Origin of the sequence: Aliivibrio sp. A6 (assembly GCF_028765505.1) — a bacterium.
GTDB classification, from domain to species: Bacteria; Pseudomonadota; Gammaproteobacteria; order Enterobacterales; family Vibrionaceae; genus Aliivibrio; species Aliivibrio finisterrensis_A.
The window spans coordinates 26,424-45,894 of sequence record NZ_JARACR010000001.1; the positions used below are offsets into that span (position 1 = coordinate 26,424).

General features: G+C 38.5%; 14 protein-coding genes. 11 read left to right on the forward strand and 3 right to left on the reverse strand.

Going from position 1 to position 19,471, the window contains the following annotated elements:
* Together PVK70_RS00085 and PVK70_RS00090 are read right to left on the reverse strand one after the other, a co-directional pair.
* Window positions 1–267: a hypothetical protein gene (locus PVK70_RS00085; protein ID WP_130049394.1), complete on the reverse strand. Its 267-nt coding sequence runs from the start codon at window positions 265–267 to the stop codon at window positions 1–3.
* Between the two features lie 12 nt (window positions 268–279).
* A complete protein-coding gene (locus tag PVK70_RS00090) occupies window positions 280–597 on the reverse strand; it encodes a hypothetical protein (protein WP_130049395.1) in 318 nt (105 codons plus the stop codon).
* Between the two features lie 309 nt (window positions 598–906).
* Between PVK70_RS00090 and PVK70_RS00095 the strand changes: the two genes are divergently transcribed.
* The 11 genes from PVK70_RS00095 (at window position 907) to PVK70_RS00145 (ending at window position 17,522) form a co-directional block, all read left to right on the forward strand.
* Window positions 907–1,320 carry a hypothetical protein gene (locus tag PVK70_RS00095; protein WP_130049396.1) on the forward strand — a complete coding sequence of 138 codons (414 nt, stop codon included), beginning with the start codon at window positions 907–909 and terminating at the stop codon, window positions 1,318–1,320.
* A gap of 859 nt (window positions 1,321–2,179) precedes the next feature.
* Window positions 2,180–2,614: a hypothetical protein gene (locus PVK70_RS00100; RefSeq protein WP_130049397.1), complete on the forward strand. Its 435-nt coding sequence runs from the start codon at window positions 2,180–2,182 to the stop codon at window positions 2,612–2,614.
* A gap of 140 nt (window positions 2,615–2,754) precedes the next feature.
* Window positions 2,755–3,678, forward strand: a complete 924-nt coding sequence (locus tag PVK70_RS00105) for a WYL domain-containing protein (protein ID WP_130049492.1) — start codon at window positions 2,755–2,757, stop codon at window positions 3,676–3,678.
* On the forward strand, window positions 3,665–4,264 hold the full coding sequence (locus PVK70_RS00110) for a DUF1819 family protein (protein ID WP_130060025.1): 600 nt from the start codon (window positions 3,665–3,667) through the stop codon (window positions 4,262–4,264). The genes PVK70_RS00105 and PVK70_RS00110 overlap by 14 nt, the downstream gene beginning before the upstream one ends.
* A complete protein-coding gene (locus PVK70_RS00115; protein WP_130049497.1) occupies window positions 4,264–4,827 on the forward strand; it encodes a DUF1788 domain-containing protein in 564 nt (187 codons plus the stop codon). The genes PVK70_RS00110 and PVK70_RS00115 overlap by 1 nt, the downstream gene beginning before the upstream one ends.
* A 98-nt stretch (window positions 4,828–4,925) precedes the next feature.
* Window positions 4,926–8,609, forward strand: coding sequence for a BREX system P-loop protein BrxC (brxC, locus tag PVK70_RS00120; protein ID WP_130066623.1), 3,684 nt, complete (start codon window positions 4,926–4,928; stop codon window positions 8,607–8,609).
* Window positions 8,609–10,192: a Fic family protein gene (locus PVK70_RS00125; protein WP_130049302.1), complete on the forward strand. Its 1,584-nt coding sequence runs from the start codon at window positions 8,609–8,611 to the stop codon at window positions 10,190–10,192. Before brxC ends, PVK70_RS00125 begins: the two co-directional genes overlap by 1 nt.
* A complete protein-coding gene (gene pglX, locus PVK70_RS00130; protein WP_130049301.1) occupies window positions 10,192–13,836 on the forward strand; it encodes a BREX-1 system adenine-specific DNA-methyltransferase PglX in 3,645 nt (1,214 codons plus the stop codon). The genes PVK70_RS00125 and pglX overlap by 1 nt, the downstream gene beginning before the upstream one ends.
* A gap of 64 nt (window positions 13,837–13,900) precedes the next feature.
* Window positions 13,901–15,064: a YecA family protein gene (locus tag PVK70_RS00135; RefSeq protein ID WP_242504822.1), complete on the forward strand. Its 1,164-nt coding sequence runs from the start codon at window positions 13,901–13,903 to the stop codon at window positions 15,062–15,064.
* A 79-nt stretch (window positions 15,065–15,143) separates the two neighbouring features.
* On the forward strand, window positions 15,144–17,240 hold the full coding sequence (locus tag PVK70_RS00140) for a DUF262 and DUF1524 domain-containing protein (RefSeq protein ID WP_130049300.1): 2,097 nt from the start codon (window positions 15,144–15,146) through the stop codon (window positions 17,238–17,240).
* Window positions 17,241–17,279: 39 nt separating this feature from the next.
* A complete protein-coding gene (locus PVK70_RS00145; RefSeq protein WP_130049299.1) occupies window positions 17,280–17,522 on the forward strand; it encodes a hypothetical protein in 243 nt (80 codons plus the stop codon).
* Window positions 17,523–17,664: 142 nt separating this feature from the next.
* Here PVK70_RS00145 and PVK70_RS00150 read toward each other — a convergent pair whose 3' ends face one another.
* A complete protein-coding gene (locus PVK70_RS00150; RefSeq protein ID WP_130049298.1) occupies window positions 17,665–19,443 on the reverse strand; it encodes a DUF4209 domain-containing protein in 1,779 nt (592 codons plus the stop codon).
* Window positions 19,444–19,471 lie beyond the last annotated feature (28 nt).

Sequence of the window (19,471 nt, forward strand, 5' to 3'; positions counted from 1 at the left end):
CTATATCAATTTGTAATTATGAGCTTTGTGATAATGTTCTTCCCGAAAACCAGGTAAACGTTCACCGCAATAAGGGCAAAATATCACGTTAAACGCTGTCTGCCAGATAATATCTCCAACATTCATCAATTCGTGGCTATGTTCTAAATCACCCTCTTGAGCTTCTTCTGTGATGAATATAAACCACTCTTTATCAGAACTATAATTATCTGTGTGTACGAGATTAACTTGTTCAGGCATCGCTTGACAGGAATGTCTTGTGCACATAATTGGTCCCTACTAAATAAACTCAAGAGTATCGAAATTTTTTCGTTGGTTAGATTTATATCTATTACAACCGTATAAACCAGGTACTCGGTTTTCCTTTGCTTCTGAAACCGTGTTAATTAGTTGATTGTTCGCATAATTACGTTTATTCATTCTTTTATTTCCAAACTCTTTTTTATCATAAGGAGAACTATTAGCTATTTTTACTGCTTCTTTATCTGAAATACTTTCATAACTAACTTTAAATTCCTTTCCCTTATTATTATTAACTTCAACATTAATAATTTCCTTTTTCTTACTTCTTTTAAACATCACTTGAATCGAATTCATTTTAATCTCTCTGTATTTTATACACATTGTTTAGATGCATATAATAAAACATAAGAAATCAACGTTGTAAATATTTATTTTCAACAACCTATAAAATAAACCACCTATAAATACAATAACTTATGCCGCCAGCTCAGTATTTATCTGGCGGCAAAAATATAATGTAAATTTAGTTATTAATGATTGACAGGAATTATAGGTCCATATATTGTAATTTTTAATACAGAGTATTTACCCCAGCCTTTGTATTAAAAATTAATTCTATAATAAATAAGCAGATCAGGGGCTATTTTATTTAGGATATATACAATGAACAACATGACAAACACTTTAATAGCTAACAACGAAAGCATTTCGGTTGAACTATCTCCATGCCATTTAAAATCCAGTTTTCTTGTAAATGGGCGTAAAATAAAAATTCCTACGTCACCATTAGAGCTTTGCCTACTATTCTCCCAAAAATACAATCTGATATTATCTAGCTATAGATTTACTCCTTGTAAGTCCTGTATTACAGCTACACTATCTAAGCGATTAACGTCTGAGATTGAAAGTTTTGATGAGGTCTTGTTTGTTACATTTGCTATCAACAGTTCAGATCTTAAATCAAACCATCTTCAATTTGATGCAGAAAAGGAAGATTACAAAATTTATCTCATTAATAATCTCTCTACTTTGGTTGCTTTAGAAGAACAACTAATATGCATTGGTGATTGCTTATAAATGACGTTATTACTTAAAAGTGGGGGAATACCTATAGATAACAATACTCCCATGTTTGTTATTATACATAAAATACTTAAGAGTCAATGAGTTAAAGTACTTTACACGCATAAATAACTCAGATATATTTAGCTCATAGACATTGAGCAGCTAATCTTTCCATCTAACAGGTGGCTTAAAGAAAAAACTTAAACACATAAAAACTAGTTCAACTAATCATTATGTGACCTTATCTGCTTAACTAGCGGCTTAAAGAAAACAGAAATTAAGTTAATAGCATAGCTTATGCCTATATTCCGCGCCAACAGGCGGTTAACCGTTGGACAATAAGGCCGAGTTTTCTCGGCCTTTTTTGTTTCCGCTGATCACCCAACAATTAAATTAAGTCTTACATACTAGGTATGTACCTATAGAATTGAATCCTGTTATCTTCATTGTGTATGAAGAAATAGATATTCGTTTATTGCCAGCGTTTCGCTGGCTTTCAAAGTAGTCTCATATTTAATTATTTAACCAGTATCCGTGCTTTTCGGATTCGCATCTCATAAGCCTCTATTTTTATATTCTCACCACATGAATCATCAGCACCACGCCTGAAGCGGTTACAAGCATAAAAAGTCTCCCTATCTAGATTCATTTTCACAACAAGTAACCATCGTTCTTGTGCCACAGATGCTCAATCTCACCACAGCAACAATACCTAAAATCCTCAGTTTACTCTGGTCGATTAGAAAACACTAAATAAAGACATTTGTCCCTATAATTCTAACCTTCTCTAACTGAAGAAAAAACAAATAGTACACACTCTTACCCAAATAATTAATAATAAAAAAGTTTTTTAATATGTGGAATCAATAAAATGTTTCAAATAAAACTGAGAGATAACGAATGGCTAATAACGTTTGGTAATGCATTTAATGATGCTAGTGAATTTGCAGATGAGGTGAATGGTCGCGTTTGCAATGCTAGTGAACAACCTTGCTTAAGCGGAAAAATGTTTTTTAGTGCTGCTTCTTACGTTGTTATTTTCAACCCTCTAGAGCTTGAACCAGAGTGTTTTGATCTGGTAACTGAATACGTATATTTACGAGAAAAATTAAGAAGACTTGAACAACAAGCCAAAAACATTGGTTATGGTAGCGATAGAAACGATAAATTTGGTAATAACTTTGAATACCAAGCTAAGTGTAAAGATAAAGAAATAAAATTTAGAAAAGATAATGATTTTAAATTTTATTACCTTAGCAATGAGATTAAAGAAGTATACGAAAGCATAGTGCCACAACCTTGGTAATTCATAAATTAAAGAAAGAAACTGACAAGTTTCTCCTATCTTTTTTTAGATTGATTTATTAACTACCTCCATGTATTCCAATTGAAGTAAAACCCAAAATGGTGCATACTCTAGCCCAAATGATTAATAATAAAAAAGATATGGATAAACTCAACTACGCACAAAAACAAAGATTGGCTTACATTGACTTTAAGCTGATGTTTGTAGGTCACTTTACGCGTTCAGAAGTGGTTGAACACTTTAAAATGGGCTTATCTAATGCCACGAGAGACATTAACCTCTACAAAGAATTGGCAAGCGATAACTTAATCTATGACAACGCAGAAAAGTGTTATTTCCAAACAGCCAAATTTACCCCACTGTTTAATCACAACAATAACGACACACTTGCCAAGCTAGCCACCAAATTATCAGGTGAAGACAGTGTGATTAACGGGTTAGGTATTCCTTTTGAAGCGCCAAGTCAGCTTAATGCACCTAACATTGATATTGTCGCCGTATTAACTCAAGCGGCATTAAATACCAAAGCCGTCAACATCCGTTATGTTTCATTAAGTAGCGGTGAAAGTAATCGCATCATCGTGCCTCACTCCATTGTCGATAATGGATTACGTTGGCATATTCGTGCTTACGACTGTCAAAGTAAACAATTTAGAGATTTTGTTATTTCACGCATCATTAAAGCAAAATTATCAGACAACGTAATCAAAGAAGATCAGACAATACTGGCAGATAAACAGTGGATGCGATTTGTGCCATTAGAATTAGTACCGCATCCAAACAATATCAATTATCCAAAAGCCATAGAGTTAGATTACTCAATGCAAGATGGAAAACTCAATATAGAGGTTCGTGCGGCATTAACAGGCTATCTACTTCGCCGTTGGAATGTCGATTGCTCTGAAAACGCAACGCAACATACAGCAGAGCATCAACTGTGGTTAGCTAATAGAGCCACCCTATATGGCGTAGACAATCTACACTTAGCTTCTGGTTACTTAGCACAAACAACATCAGACAACACACTTACCACTCATTTAGGAGCAAACAATGGCAGAGCATAAACTATACCTCGGCGACCTAATCGGTGGCAGTTTGATGATCAAAGAAAGCCAACTGATAGCAGAGCTATTATTGACTGACCCAACCAAAGAGCAATGGGATGATGCAATTGTCGATCAAAATATTCTACAAAAGCGCTCACCTGCGTCTGCAAAACGTAATGCCGCAACCATAAGAAAACGCATTGGCTCACTTAATAACGATTTTCTGCACGCGCTGTCCAAAGCCAATCACGAAGAGGCCGCACAATTGATGATGGCAGCAACACTCATCAACTCTCCTCTTCTTGCTGATTTTATGCGTACCGTCGTTATGGATGCCAAACGCATGTACCGTGAAAGCATAGACAGCAAAGATTGGGAATACTTCTGGGAAGACAAATCTCGCCTTTACCCTGAGTTTGCCGAGATGTCAGAGTCATCGACCTACAAAATTGCCCAAGTTGCTTTTAAAGTCATGACCGATGGTGGTTTTTTAGAAAGCACAAAAACTAAGATTTTAACCAACATCTATATTACGCCTGATGTTCGTACTCTTCTTATTGATATGAATAAAGAAGACATTATCCAAGCGATGGAAGCTTACTAATGCAGCAATTACAGCAACGACTCGACACCATTCAATCGCGTCTGGAAAGCGAAGGCTTTCTGCAAAACAAAGAGCTGGGTGGTGAAATCGGTTTTTATATTTTCGATTACAAGCCAGAGCAAGAATTAGCGGTTCGTGAGCACATTTCAGTATTAGAGAAAAAACTCACCAATCGAGGTTACACTTTTGCTAGCATCAATCTGTTTGAGATGATCGTTAAGCTACTAGAATCACGTCGTTTATTGGATAAATCCTTCAAAATGCAATTTGAGAAAGGCGATGAAGCTCTATTTAAAGCATTAAAAGGCCCACTAGAGCAAAACCGTGTCGCTGAATTTATCGTTCAAGAAGCCAATATTGAGAATTGTGATTTCATTATGCTTCATGGCCTTGGTAGTGTGTGGCCTATCGTTCGAGGTCATGGCTTGCTTAATGCCTTACACGCTAAAGTAGGACAAGTACCAACAGTGATGTTCTACCCTGGCGAATACGATGGCGCATCATTAAAGCCGTTTGGACGAATCGAATCCAACAACTATTATCGAGCCTTTAAGCTTGCTTAATTGCCTTATATAACAAGTCGTAATGCAGCACGTTACAAAAACAGAGTAACCAAGTGCATTAACCAAAATTAAAATAAAAAATTAGCTAGGAAACCACCATGCAGTTACAGCAGCTATTTAATAAAGACATTACTCGCCCTATTAATGGTGTAGTAAAAGCCGATCAAGTTGAAAACGACACCGTCTTCATTGAATTAGACGAATACGTTATTACCGCCGAGCTTAAAGGCCATATTGAGCAATTTTTCAAATACTACATGCCATCAGTGGATGATCCTAAAAAAGCATCAATGACGGGCAAATCAGGCATTTGGGTATCAGGTTTCTTTGGCTCAGGTAAATCGCACTTCATCAAAATCATGTCTTACCTACTTAAAAATGTAGAGACCACCCATGAAGGCGTAAACAAACGTGCTATTGACTTCTTTGAGCAAAAACTTGAAGAAGACCAAATGCTGCTGGGCGATATGCGTCGTGCAATTCAAAAAGAAAACAACGTTATTCTATTTAACATCGATAGCCGTGCTGATACCGATGATAAAGAAGACGCAATCCTGAAAGTATTCCTAAAAGTATTCAATGAAAAAATGGGCTACTCAGGCGATCACGCTCATATTGCCGATTTAGAACGCGATCTAGATGCTCGTGGCAAACTGCAAGAATTCCATCGTGTATTTGAAGATTTATCGGGTTCATCGTGGTTAGAAGAACGTGACTCTTATGACTTCTACCGTGATGATCTAGCTGCTGCATTTGCACAAGTAACAGGCCAATCAGAAGACGCAGGTCGTCAAGCCATTGAGCGTTTAGAAAATAACTTCAGCCTAGACATTCAAAACTTCTGTAAATGGGTTAAACAGTACCTTGATGGTAGCTCAGAGCGTCGTATTAGCTTCTTCGTCGATGAGATTGGTCAATACATCGGTCAAAATACCCAAATGATGCTTAAGCTGCAAACCATCACAGAAAACCTAGGCACTATTTGTGAAGGTCGCGCATGGGTTGTAGTTACCTCACAAGAAGACATTGATGCTGTATTAGGCAAAATGCAAGAAGGCTCACGTAAGAACGATTTTTCACGCATTCAACAACGTTTTGATCGTATCTCTCTTTCAAGCTCCAACGTAAACGAAGTTATCGAAAAGCGTCTGCTTGATAAAACAGATCCAGCAAAAACGGCACTAGCTGCGTTATACAATGAAAAAGGCGACATCATTCGTAGCCAGTTAAGTTTTGAGCACACCAACAAAGCCGAGTTCTCAAACTTTACTGGGGCAGATAATTTCGTATCAAGCTACCCGTTTGCACCATACCAATACAACCTTATTCAGAAAGTGTTTTCTGGCATCAGTCAAGCTGGCGCGGCAGGTACACACTTAGCAAAAGGTGAGCGTTCATTAATTGAAGCCTTCCAAACCGCAACCAATCAATTTGTCGATGACAATATTGGTCGTTTGATCCCACTTTACAGCTTCTACCCATCTATTAAGAAGTTTTTAGATACCGCAGTGGTACGTGATATCAACCAAGCATCAGAGAAAAGCTCTATTACCGAGTTTTCTGTTCAGGTACTACAAACGCTATTTATGATCCGTTATGTTGAAGAGATGAAATCCACCATCGACAACATCGTAACGCTATGCATCTCAGAAGTGGATCAAGACAAACGTCAACTTCGTATTGATATTACCAACAGCCTAGACGCATTAGAAAACAATAACCTAATTGCTCGCCAAGGTGACGAGTACATCTTCTTAACCAACGAAGAAAAAGAGATCGAAAAAGAGATCCAAAATACAGAAATAGAATCATCAGATGAAACCGCAGAACTAAGCAAGATTCTGTTTGAAGAGATCTTAAAAACCAACAACAACTACCGTTACCCAGAAAACAAGCAGGATTTCCCTGTTTCACGCTTCTGTAATGGTCAACCGTTTGATCGCACAACCGATAACGACTTGTTGTTAAAAGTGATTTCACCTATCGACTCTAGCTACGATGAAATGAACGATGCGGTATGTGGCAACGAATCATCAGACTCTATCCTTATCAAACTGCAAGACCAATCGCGTTTATTTGGTGAGCTACGTACTTACATTCGTACCGCAAAATACACCAAACGCAATGCAGGCCGTGATGCCGATATGGAAGTCTTGATCCGTGCAAAAGCCGCAGAAAACAGTGCTCGTCGTAAACAGCTCGTCACTGAGCTAGAAGAGCTGATCAAACAATCGGATTTCTACGTACTAGGTCAAAACTACAACACCAAAGGCGCAACACCAAGTGCCATTGTTGATAATGCCTACTGCCATGTAATTGAAAACACCTTCAGTAAACTAAAATACGTACAACCGTACACAGGCGATATTCGTCAACAAATTCAACAAACCCTAATTGTTGATGATTTAAGCCAAATGAACATCGACTTATCTGATGTAGAAGCGAATCCTCGCGCACTCACAGAGATGGAACAGCATATTGCCATCAGTGATGAGTACGGTCGCCCTATTACCGCGGGTGACATGGTGAAGAAATTCTCTCGCCGTCCATTTGGTTGGAATGATAACGAAATTATCTTGATGATCGCACGTTTAGCGGTTGCTAATAAGCTAACATTGCAAGCCAACCAACAAGACATCGCTTTACGCAGTGCCTTTGAACATCTGGATAAAACCGCCAAGCGTGCAAACTTACGTATCCGCCGTATTCAACAACAATCAGAAGCGAACCTGAAAAAGGCCGCAACTCTGTATAAAACCCTGTTCCACAAAAATGCGCCATCAACAGAAAAAGAGTTATTCGAGCAAGCAAGCCAACTATTAAAAGGCATGTTAGCCAAGCTGAAAGACTTTAAAGCAAAATCCACTACAGGCACATTCCCAGGCACAAATGAAATTGAAGATGGCATCATGCTGCTTTCATCATTACTTGAGCAGCAAGGCAGCTTTAAGTTCATTGATGAATTACTGCGTAAAGGTAACGAATTAGAAGACTTTGAAGAAGAGTTTGAAGATCTAGAAACCTTCTACGAAACTCAGTTCTCAACATGGCAAAACCTAGCAAGCGCACTCACCGTTGAGTTTGCTAAAAACCGCTACTTGCTTGAAACCTCAGAGAGCGCAAAAACAGCATTAGATAAGCTAGAGGCGATTTATAAAGACAAACGTCCTTATGGCAAAATCCGTCAAGTACAAGGCTTAATTGAAACGGTACAAACCGTTAATAATGAGTTTTTGGCAAGCAGCCGTACTAACGCAACAAATAAGCTGCAAGCAGCGATTGAAAATGTACAGGAGCACATCTCAGAATCGAAAGCACCTGATAACATCAGTCACAATGCCCTGCGTCCACTGCAACAGTCACTGCAACGTTTAGATAAATTAACCAGCATTGCAGAGATGAATGAAGAAGTGCGTAACTCTAATGAGTTGGTTGAACAAGCCGAGCAGATCATCAATGCTTATATTGATCAACAAACCAAAGAAGCAGAGCGTCAAGCTGCATTAGCCATAGAGCGAGCAAAACAAGCAGCTAGCACGCCAGATGCATCAGAGCCATCAAATAACTATGGGGCAGCAACCAAAGAAACCCTAACAGTGGCAGAGCCAATCGTAAAACCGAAAGCGAAAAAAGTGGTAACGATTGATACAGGCTCTATCTTCCGTGATCTTGGTGACAACAGTTACTTAGAAACCGAGCAAGAGCTAGACGCTTACCTTGCTGCACTGAAAACACAGTTATCAGAGTTAATCGCCTCTAACCACAAGGTACGAATTAAATAATGGCATTGCCAATAGATATTCACGCTCTCCTTAAGGGGAGCGTCATTGAAACCGAGCGTATCGAATTTAAAACAGGATGGAATCCTGAAGTGATCGTGCGCTCGATTTGTGCTTTCGCTAACGATTTAAACAACGTCGGCGGTGGCTACATCGTCGTGGGTGTTGAAGAAAAAAATGGCGTTGCGGTATTACCTCCTATTGGACTTGAAGCCAGTAAACTGGATGAGATTCAAAAAGAGTTATTACGTGTCTGTCACTTTATTCAGCCTGATTACTTCCCAGTGGTTCACCCAGAAAAAATAGGCGACCGTTATATCCTGATAATTTGGTGTCCACCAGGTCAATATCGACCTTATAAAGCACCAAAAACACTAGGTAAAAAAGACCAAATCAATAAGCCTTATTATGTGCGTCGCATGTCTTCTACCGTAGAAGCAAAAGACACCGATTTACAGAGGCTAATGGATTTTGCAGGCAGAACCCCCTTTGATAACCAAATCAATTATCACGCCTCTATTGATGATTTAGACCAAGTGCACATCAGTAACTTTTTACACACCATAAAGAGTGATCTTCGTGCAGAACAACCGAACCTCTCTACTTCTGAGTTATGTCGCCAAATGCGCATTGCCAATGGTTCAAGTGAATCATTACATCCGCTGAATATTGGCTTACTCATGTTTGCCAATAAACCGCATGAATTTTTCCGTGGCGCACGCATAGAAATGGTTCATTACCAAGACGATATTGGTGATAAATTTCAAGAAACCTATTTTGAAGGCCCAGTATGGATGCAACTTAAAGACGTATTACGTCACATCCAAACTCATGTGATAAAAGAACAAATTATCAAAATTGATGGACAAGCCGAAGCCAAGCGTTTTTATAACTATCCGTTTGAGTCTCTTGAAGAAGCAATTTCTAATGCTGTCTTTCATAAAGGGTATGACAGACAAAATCCGATAGAGATAAATATTCGTCACCATCGTATTGAAGTGGTTAACTTCCCAGGCCCACTGCCCCCAGTTAACCAAACCATGTTAAATGGTGATTTAATTATCGCTAAAGATTGCCGTAACAGCCGTTTAGGTGACTTTTTAAAAGAGTTAGATTTAACCGAAGGTCGAGGCACTGGCATTCCAAAGATCCGTCGTTTTATGCAAAAAAATGGATCACTAGAGCCACAATTTATCACCGATGACGATAACAATTATTTTGTGACTATCTTGCCGATTCACCCTGATTTTATCGGAGAAAATCCAACAACCGAACAAGAACCGACTAACTCACCGATCAAGTCAGCGACTAAGTCAGCGACTAAGTCATCCGTTAAGGTAGAGCTAAGCGAACCACTTAAAAAGTTACTGTTCGCACTCGAACAAACGACACTGTCTGCTGCTGAATTATTACAAGCCCTTGAGCTAAAACACCGCCCAAGCCTACGTAATAACTACATTGCTCCAGCGTTAGAGCAAGAGCTAATTGAATATACCATTCCAGAAACACCTAAGAGCCGCCTGCAAAAATACAGAATAACTCAACACGGTCAGGCTGTGATTAATCAACTAAAAGATGATAAATAATGAACACCAACAAATTAAAAGCTTACGCTCCTAAAGCCCGTTTGGCTTTTATGGAAGCCGTAACAAAGCGAGCAGCGTTTCTTGGCTTATACGCTGACCGCATTGCAGAAATGACCATTGATGGTGACAGTGCCGTCATTGAAGGCCGTGTATTTACTCGCCAGCAAGGTCAACAACGTGCCCAACTCGTTAAACGTATCGAAGAGCTAGGCACGAACAACGATAAGTTCGTATTAAAAGACGGTTTTAACCAATTCATTAACGAAACAGCCTTTACATGGTTCAACCGCTTAACGGCTATCCGTTACATGGAAGTGAACGAATACCTTGATCATGGTTTCCGTGTATTAAGCAAAAGCGAAGGCGCACAATTTGGTGAAGGCTTTGAGATTTTAGGTTCAGCGGCAGACGTAGCTGATGACCTAGGCTTAAACAAAGAAAGCATCATTGATATGGTGCTAGATGGTAACAAAGAAGAAGAGTTATACCGCACAATTCTTCTAGGTCAGTGTCATCAACTAAGTGAAGCCATGTCTTTCATGTTTGAAAAACTGGATAATGCAACCGAACTACTACTGCCAGATAACCTGACAAAAACCGATTCCATTTTGAAAGATTTGGTTAACGATATCCCAGAAGATAATTGGCGAGAGATTGAGGTCATTGGTTGGTTATACCAGTTCTACATCTCTGAACACAAAGATGCGGTTATTGGTAAAGTCGTTAAACGCGAAGACATTCCTGCGGCGACTCAGCTATTTACCCCTAACTGGATTGTTAAGTACCTCGTGCAAAACTCTCTGGGTCGTCAATGGCTTGCTACCTACCCTGACTCTGAACTAAAAGAGAAGATGGAGTATTACATCACCCCTGCCGAGCAAAGTGATGATGTTATCGAGCAACTAAAAGCCATTACGCCAACCAGCATTGATCCAGAACAGATTAAAGTGCTCGACCCTGCTTGTGGTTCAGGCCACATCTTGGTGGAAGTCTATGAAGTGTTGCGTGAAATCTACCTAGAACGCGGCTACCGCTCACGTGAAATTCCAGAACTAATCCTTACTAAAAACATTTATGGTTTGGATATTGATGATCGCGCAGCGCAAATGGCAGCCTTTGCGGTGCTAATGAAAGCGCGTGAGGATGACAAGCGCATTTTCTCGCGTGACATCAAACTAAATATCCGTTCTATTCAATCAACTGAAAACCTGAACATCAACCAGTTATGGGCAGATTTGGATTTAGATGGTAACCAAAAAACTGGTTCTATGGGTGATCTATTTGCAGAACCTCAACTAGAATTAGTTGAAGCTTCAGCAGAAAACAAGGTCTACCTTGATTTACTGCGTTACCTGAAAGAACAGTTTATTGATGCGAAAAACTTAGGTTCATTGATTGAGGTTGATAGCCAGCACCTTGAATCTTTAGCTACATTACAAGAAAAACTAACTGATAAAGAACAAGGTAGTGAGCCAACCACAAAAGAAGCAGCAGAAGTGCTACTTCCCATTGTGGGACAAGCCATTGTATTAGCCACTAAGTACGATGTAGCGGTAGCGAACCCGCCATATATGGGTTCAAAAGGTATGAACACTGCGTTAAAAGATTTTGCTAAGAAATCTTTCCCTAATTCAAAATCCGACCTTTTTGCTATTTTTATGGAACGCGTTTTTAACTTCTTAAAAGAAGATGGTTATAACGCTCAAGTCAACATGCAATCTTGGATGTTTTTATCTAGTTTTGAAAGTCTGCGAGAATCATTACTTGATGAAAAAACCATAATCACCATGGCTCATTTAGGTTCCAAGGCTTTTGGTCAGATTTCTGGGGAAGTTGTACAAACTACAGCATGGGTATTATCTAAGAAATACGTCAGAAGCTATAAGCCTTCATTTCTTAACTTAACCGAAGGAAACGAAGCAGCCAAAAAGGCCGCAATGATCGCACGTTTGAACCTGTTCAGTAACAATACTCAAGACGATTTCAAAAAGATTCCAGGGGCCCCCATTGCTTATTGGCTTTCACATCCTGCAATTCAGACATACTCGTTCGGGTTGTTAGATAGAAAGTTAATTTCTGACGGCTCCGTAAAGACAGGTAACAACGACAAGTTTCTTCGTAACCTATGGGAAGTGAACGCTTTTGAAATTGGAACAAACTCTAAATGGCGACTACACCCTAAAGGAGGAGAATACCGTAAGTGGTATGGAAATATAGATAGCGTTGTTCTCTGGACTGACTGCGCCCGTAAGCACTATAAAAGTGACCACATTGCTCGTATTCTTGACGAGAAGTATTGGAATTTAGAGGGGGTATCGTGGTCTGCAATTAGCTCTGGAAAGCCTTCATTTAGACTTTTAGATAAAGCACACGTAGCAAACAACGCTGCTTTATGCATTTTCCCAAAAAATATTTCGGTAGAAGTATTACTCGGCTACCTTAACTCAAGCTGTTTTGATTATTTCGTCAAGGTAAATACTCAAACCGTAAACTACCTTGTTGGTGATATACAAAGAGTTCCATACAAAGAACTTCTCGATAGCAATATTGTTGAACACGTCAGAGAAGCCATTGAAATTTCTAGGAATGATTGGAATAGTCAGGAAACTGCTCTTGAATTTAAAGCACATCAACTTATCGACTCAAAATATGCGAGTAGCAGTTCTATCGCTGATAACATCTACAAAATTATAAATATCAGCAATGAAAATGCCAAGACGCTAAAATGTATCCAGACAAGTATAAACACGATATTTGTTAAACATTTAGGACTTGAACACTTGATTGCTACAGATGTGAACATAGAATCTATCAAGTTGAGAAGCAACACTAATGGAGAAATTGAAGACAGTATTGTAAGCAAAGTGGTTTGCTCGTTTATCAGTTACTTTCTGGGCAATACGTTTGGTAGGTACTCCCTAGATCGCTCAGGCTTAATCTATGCTCACTCAGGCAACAACGGCTTCAAAGAGCTTGTTGTAGAAGGGGCATACAAAACTTTCCCCGCTGATGATGATGGTATCGTACCATTAGCTGATGAAGAATGGTTGTTTGATGATGATGCCACTACCCGCTTCCGTGAATTTGTGAAAACGGTTTGGGGTGAAGAGCACCTTCAAGAAAACATAGACTTTGTAGCTGAAAGCCTATGCTTAGATGCAATCAAACCGAAGAAAGGTGAAAGCTCGATGGATACCATCCGTCGCTATTTCTCTACTCAGTTCTTTAAAGACCATTTAAAAACGTACAAGAAGCGCCCTATTTACTGGCTATTTAGCTCAGGTAAAGAGAAAGCCTTTGAGTGTTTGGTTTATTTGCACCGTTATAACGAAGGCACGCTGTCACGCATGCGTACCGAGTATGTAACACCGCTGATGGGTAAACTAGAAAGCCGCAAGAACATTCTTAACGATTCAAAAGCAACCGCATCTGGTGCAGAACTGCGTGCGATTGACAAGGAACTGAAAACCATCGATAAAAAACAAGCAGAGCTTGTTAAGTTCGATGAGGAATTGAAGCACCTAGCAGAAATGAAGATCACTCTAGATCTTGATGATGGCGTTAAGGTGAACTACGGCAAATTTGGCAACTTGCTAAGTGATGTAAAAGCGATTCACGGCAAAGTGCCAGAGAAGATTAAGTAGTTACTGATTTAATTAGTATTGGATATGCACAGCCTTCGGGCTGTGCTTTTTATATGGAAAAAAAATGACAACATCAATTATCCAGCCTTGTGCAGCAAGACTCTTTAACACTTATTACCAACATACTCAGTCATCAAGTCTCGAAAGTCTTCAATATTTGGTTGAAGAAGCGTATAAGTTACACGAACGTCTCAGAAAAAATCCAATGTCTAAACTTGGATTATTCGAATTAGATGAGTTTCTACTTTTAAAAGCATTACGTAATTACTCAGTCCATCAAGGAGAGTTTTTAGGCGAAGCGTATTGCATCGACATCGAATTTGCTAAAAGTATGCAGTTGGAATTACTACGTGTTTGCTTAGTAAAAAAATCTACTGTCAATCTCGCTATCAACCACGAACCAACTTTAGAGCACGGGGAAGAAAACAAAATCAGCCGCATTCGAGGCCAACTTATCGATTTTGGTGATTTCTTCAACCTTGAACCTGTTATCTTTAACTTCATGGTAAAAGCCTACGAAAAGTTAGAATTAATGAATCTTGCTATTCCTGGTGAGGGCTACAAAGATATCCAGCAATCTTACCAACGCGAGAAATATTATAATTATCCTCATTATCTATCACTACATCCTGTTAATTGTGATGCAGAAAAAATCAAAGATAATCTGATCCCCCTAACCGATGCGATGATAGAAAAAGCAGGTTTACCAGAACCTGAATTAGACCCATTTCACCAATTCTCAACTCTTGAATTAAACTACAAAGAGTTAAGCCCTATAAATTATGAAGGCAATGACTATGACGCTATTCATCAAACATTAACACAGCAAATACTCAACAAACCAGATAGCTTATTAGTCGCGAAAGCACTACCTCAACACCGAGGAATGGCTTTTATTGACTCTGACAGCAGCATTTATGTCTCTTGTTTTAACATTAATGATCAAAGAGAGTTATTTGAAAAACACAACATTCAAATTGACCTATTTTTCTACCAGCCATCAATTGGAGAATTGTTAGCTCTATTTATTCACAACAATAAAATATTTCCAGTAATGCTGAACAAGCTAGATTTTGTCGCCATTTCAAAGCCAGTTGAAATGCCTAGTGAAATCGAATGGAATGAACTTATGGCATCAATAAAAGTACCTGCCAGTTCAAACAAAGTCGGTAGAAATAATCCATGCCCATGCGGGTCTGGTAAAAAATATAAAAAATGTTGTGCATAATATAATAGAAAATAATAAAAATGTTGTGCATAATATAATAGAAAATAATAAAAATTAATTAAACTCAGTTGGTGTAACCATGAAGGCAACAGAAAGTAAGTTATTCAAATTTTTACAAAAATCGGCTCAATTCATCATCCCGATATATCAGCGTCAATATAGCTGGACTCAAGAACAATGTGAGCAATTGTGGAAAGATATTGTTCGTGCAGGAACAACTGATCTTGAAGCTCATTTCATTGGCTCAGTGGTATACGTTGAGCGAGGACTTTACAGCCATAGTGATGTCCCTCAATTACTTGTGATTGATGGTCAGCAGAGACTAACCTCCACCACTCTATTAATCGCTGCATTAGTTTCAGAGTTAAATGACCGTAATACAGACGATACACCTGTCATTGATGGTACAAATGCTAAAAAGCTTAAGAAGTATTATCTTTGTAATGATGCCGAAGATGGTGATCTCTATTACAAACTTTTACTCACAAAAGCCGATGATAAAGAGCTAAGAGCAATCATCGACGATCAAGCAAAACACGATGATGATGCAACGTCTCGGGTTATTAAAAACTACCAGTTCTTCAAAAATAAGTTGAATCGCCTTAATAACGAGCAAGTATCAGAGATCTACCTAGGCTTACAAAAACTGCTCATTGTAGATATTGCTTTAGATCGTGAAAGAGATAACCCACAACTTATTTTTGAAAGCCTTAACTCAACAGGTTTAGACTTAAGCCAAGCCGATCTGATCCGTAACTTCGTACTTATGGGACTAGAGCCAAAACAGCAAAATATTTTATATGAAAGATATTGGTTCCCAATGGAAAGCGACTTTGGTAACGGGGAGTATAGCTGGCTATTTAATCAGTTTATGCGCGACTATTTGACGCTTAAAACTAACAAGCCACCAAGAATCAATGATGTTTATGAAGCATTCAAAAAGTATGTCAGTAGCTCACATCTTGATATCGAAGATGTCGTGGCAGATGTTCGCAAGCATGCTCAATACTATATTGCCTTTTCTCTCGAAAAAGAAAAAGAACAAAAATTACTCGAAGCATTTCAAGACGTAAACGCTTATAAAGTAGATGTATCTTACCCATTGATACTAGAGTTATATCATGATTACGATAGTCAGATTTTAACACTCGACGAGTTCATTGAGTGTGTGCGCCTGATTGAAAACTATGTGTTCCGACGTTATGTATGCGACATTCCAACGAACTCGCTAAACAAGACATTCGCTAGCTTTGCTCGTTCAATTCGCAAATCAAGCTATTTGGAAAGCTTTAAGGCTGAACTAATTCATCTCGCATCTTATCGCCGTTTTCCTTCAGACACTGAGTTAAATCGCTGTTTACAGCATAAAGATATGTACAACGTACGTAGCCGAGCATATTGGTTACGTCGACTAGAAAACTACGATAAGAAAGAGCGCATTAGTGTTGAAAATTACACGATTGAACACATATTACCGCAAAATAAAAACCTTTCTTCCCAATGGCAGCAAGCACTAGGTGAAGAGTGGCAATCAATACAAGAGGAGTACGTTCATACCATTGGTAATCTCACTCTAACAGGCTATAACTCTGAGTTAAGCGACAAGTTCTTTACTGATAAGCGAGATATGGACGGCGGTTTCGCGAGCAGTCCACTAGCCCTAAACCAAAGCTTAAGAAATCATGAGACTTGGAACAAGGAGTCAATTCAAGATCGCTCTAAATTACTCGCGGACAAAATGCAGACGGTGTGGAGTTATCCGAATTTAAGCACTGAAATTTTGGAGAAATACCAAGCCCAACCAACCGAAAAAACCGCTTACACTATTTCGGATCATCCGTATATTGCTGTAGGTTCTTCAAAAGAGCTTTTCCAAGTGTTTAGCCAGAAAGTCATGTCCCTCGACGAAAACGTGAAACAAGAGTTTTTGAAGCTTTATGTCGCTTTCAAACTGGATACCAACTTTGTCGATGTTGTCCCTCAAGCTTCTGGATTAAGACTGTCTCTCAACTGTAAGTTCACCGAGATTCATGATCCAAAGAACCTATGTAAAGACGTAACTAACCTTGGTCGTTGGGGAAATGGCGATGTGGGATTCAAAATTAATGAATTATCAGACATTCCCTATGCTATCCAACTGATCCAGCAAGTTATTGATATGCAAGTTGAAGGTTAATAACAGCCGCTAATGGGTAAACTTGAGAGCAGCAAGAATATGCTTGGCAATTCAAAAGCAACGGCAACGGGTGCAGAACAACGTACGATTGACAAAGACCTGAAAACCATCGCTAAAAAACAAGCAGAGCTTGTTAAGTTCGATGAGGAGTTAAAGCACCTAGCCGAAATGAAGATCACACAAGATCTTGATGATGGCGTTAAGGTGAACTACGGCAAATTTGGCAACTTGCTAAGTGATGTAAAAGCCATTCACGGCAAAGCGCCAGAGAAGATTAAGTAACTCATTTAATTAGTATTGGATATGCACAGCCTTCGGGCTGTGCTTTTTTGTATTTATCAGGTAATGCCTATTGTTTTTTCGGAAAAAACACTCACTATCTTATAATAGGCTTCAAGATAAACACCTAAATAATTATTTAATATTAATCAGATTTAACCAAAGAAAAACAAATCATACGAAGCACATACCACCACGCATAAACTGAATAGTAACTTTGACCGTCATTATCACTCAATAAACCATGCGCTACTTCATTTCTAAAATTACATCCTAAATTTTCAGTAAAAATTGTTGTAAGCTCAAAAGCAGTCATCTCACCAAATATTTCTGTAAATTTACCTTTTTCAGTCAAAGAACTTAACCCTATTTCATGTTCTATACCATGTTCAAGAGTCGTCGTATGCTCACCAGCCTCTTTAAGTTTGATTCTAACCATATGTTCTATTTGAGGGCACAAGAGATGTATAGCAGCAGAAAAATCATTCTCAAAGCCTAGCCACAATGCCAATCCTAGATTTCTTTCTCTACCATATGGAACTAACGGTGAATGAAAGCACAGTGATTCCAAATATTCTCGGGAAAAATGATGTTCGATTAATAATTGCCTTAAAGCTGGAAGTATTGAAGTCCCTGTCACAAAATTCATGTTAAATAAATAGTTTTCTACTAATTGCCTTTTTATTACACTATTAAATTTACCCTCTTTACTTTCAAAATCATGCGCTGGCGTGTGACCAATTACACGACCATCACGCGAAGTATGTACCATACTAATAATTGATTTAAATACTGATGCTTCAAGACTTTTTGATGCTTCTGCTTGCATTGTACCCATATCTCTCCCTGCACCATTCAACCCACAGAAGTACAACAGAGCTTTATGTGTATCCACTTTTCCTGAAACATGCAGTTTTGAACCTTCAACTATGGCAGTAACATCTGGCATTGGAAATGATATCGTCTTCAATTCATCAAGCATTTTAGCGCCTGATGACGTTATTTTATGCCTTAGCGCACTAATATGGTCATCAATTTTATGCTCTTCTCGAAATTTGTTAGGGATCTTTCTATAAGCTTCAATTGATTGTTCATAGAACGAATTAGCAATCATTGCTGATCGCTGCAATCTATTATCACCTTCGTTTTCATAACTATCAGCAAAGAAAATCTGTGATTCTAACCATTTAGACTTATCATCAAATTTATCTGAAATCTGTATCGCCAACTCCATAAACATACGTGAAGCATAGTAGTCTTCCTTATCTCTTAATTTTACCGCTAATGTAGTAAGTCGAGTAAAAAACACATTCAAATCTTGAGAAATACAACCTGTTTTTTCTAGCAATTTAGAAATCCAAAGCACCATGAATTTGTTCTCATCATGCTCAATATCAAGCTCTCTCTCTAATCTGTCGACTATAATACCTAAACGCACTGTATCATTTAGTTGTAAACAGAGTCTTATTGCACGTTCCCAATGTTTATCTTGATATGATAGCCAAGCATCAGCACAAAGATCTTCTTTGGTATAACAATCTACAGCAAGCCTTGCCCAATCAGGATTTCTTCCTCTTTTTGTCCAAAGCCAAAGGATGTCTGCCAGCCTAGCTTTCAACCAATTATCGTCTGTTAATGGCAAAATAGCTTCATAGAATTCAAGCTCTATTTGTGAAAACTCCTCAGGCATCCATGTTGCTGAAAATATTCCTTTTGTAAAAGGGCTATTAACTAATTCAGGATGATGCAATTTAAGGCTTAGTGCCTTTCCTATCATGGACAACACATGCTTTTTATTTTGGACTAGTTCTTTCTCAACCAAAGAATGCAAATGAAATTCATATGAATGATCATACTCAGGGATAATTTTAATAGCGTTATCCCAGTCTAATGCCGTAAATGTATCTAATAATATTTCTGACATTACTTCCTCACAAAGGTAATTTATTACA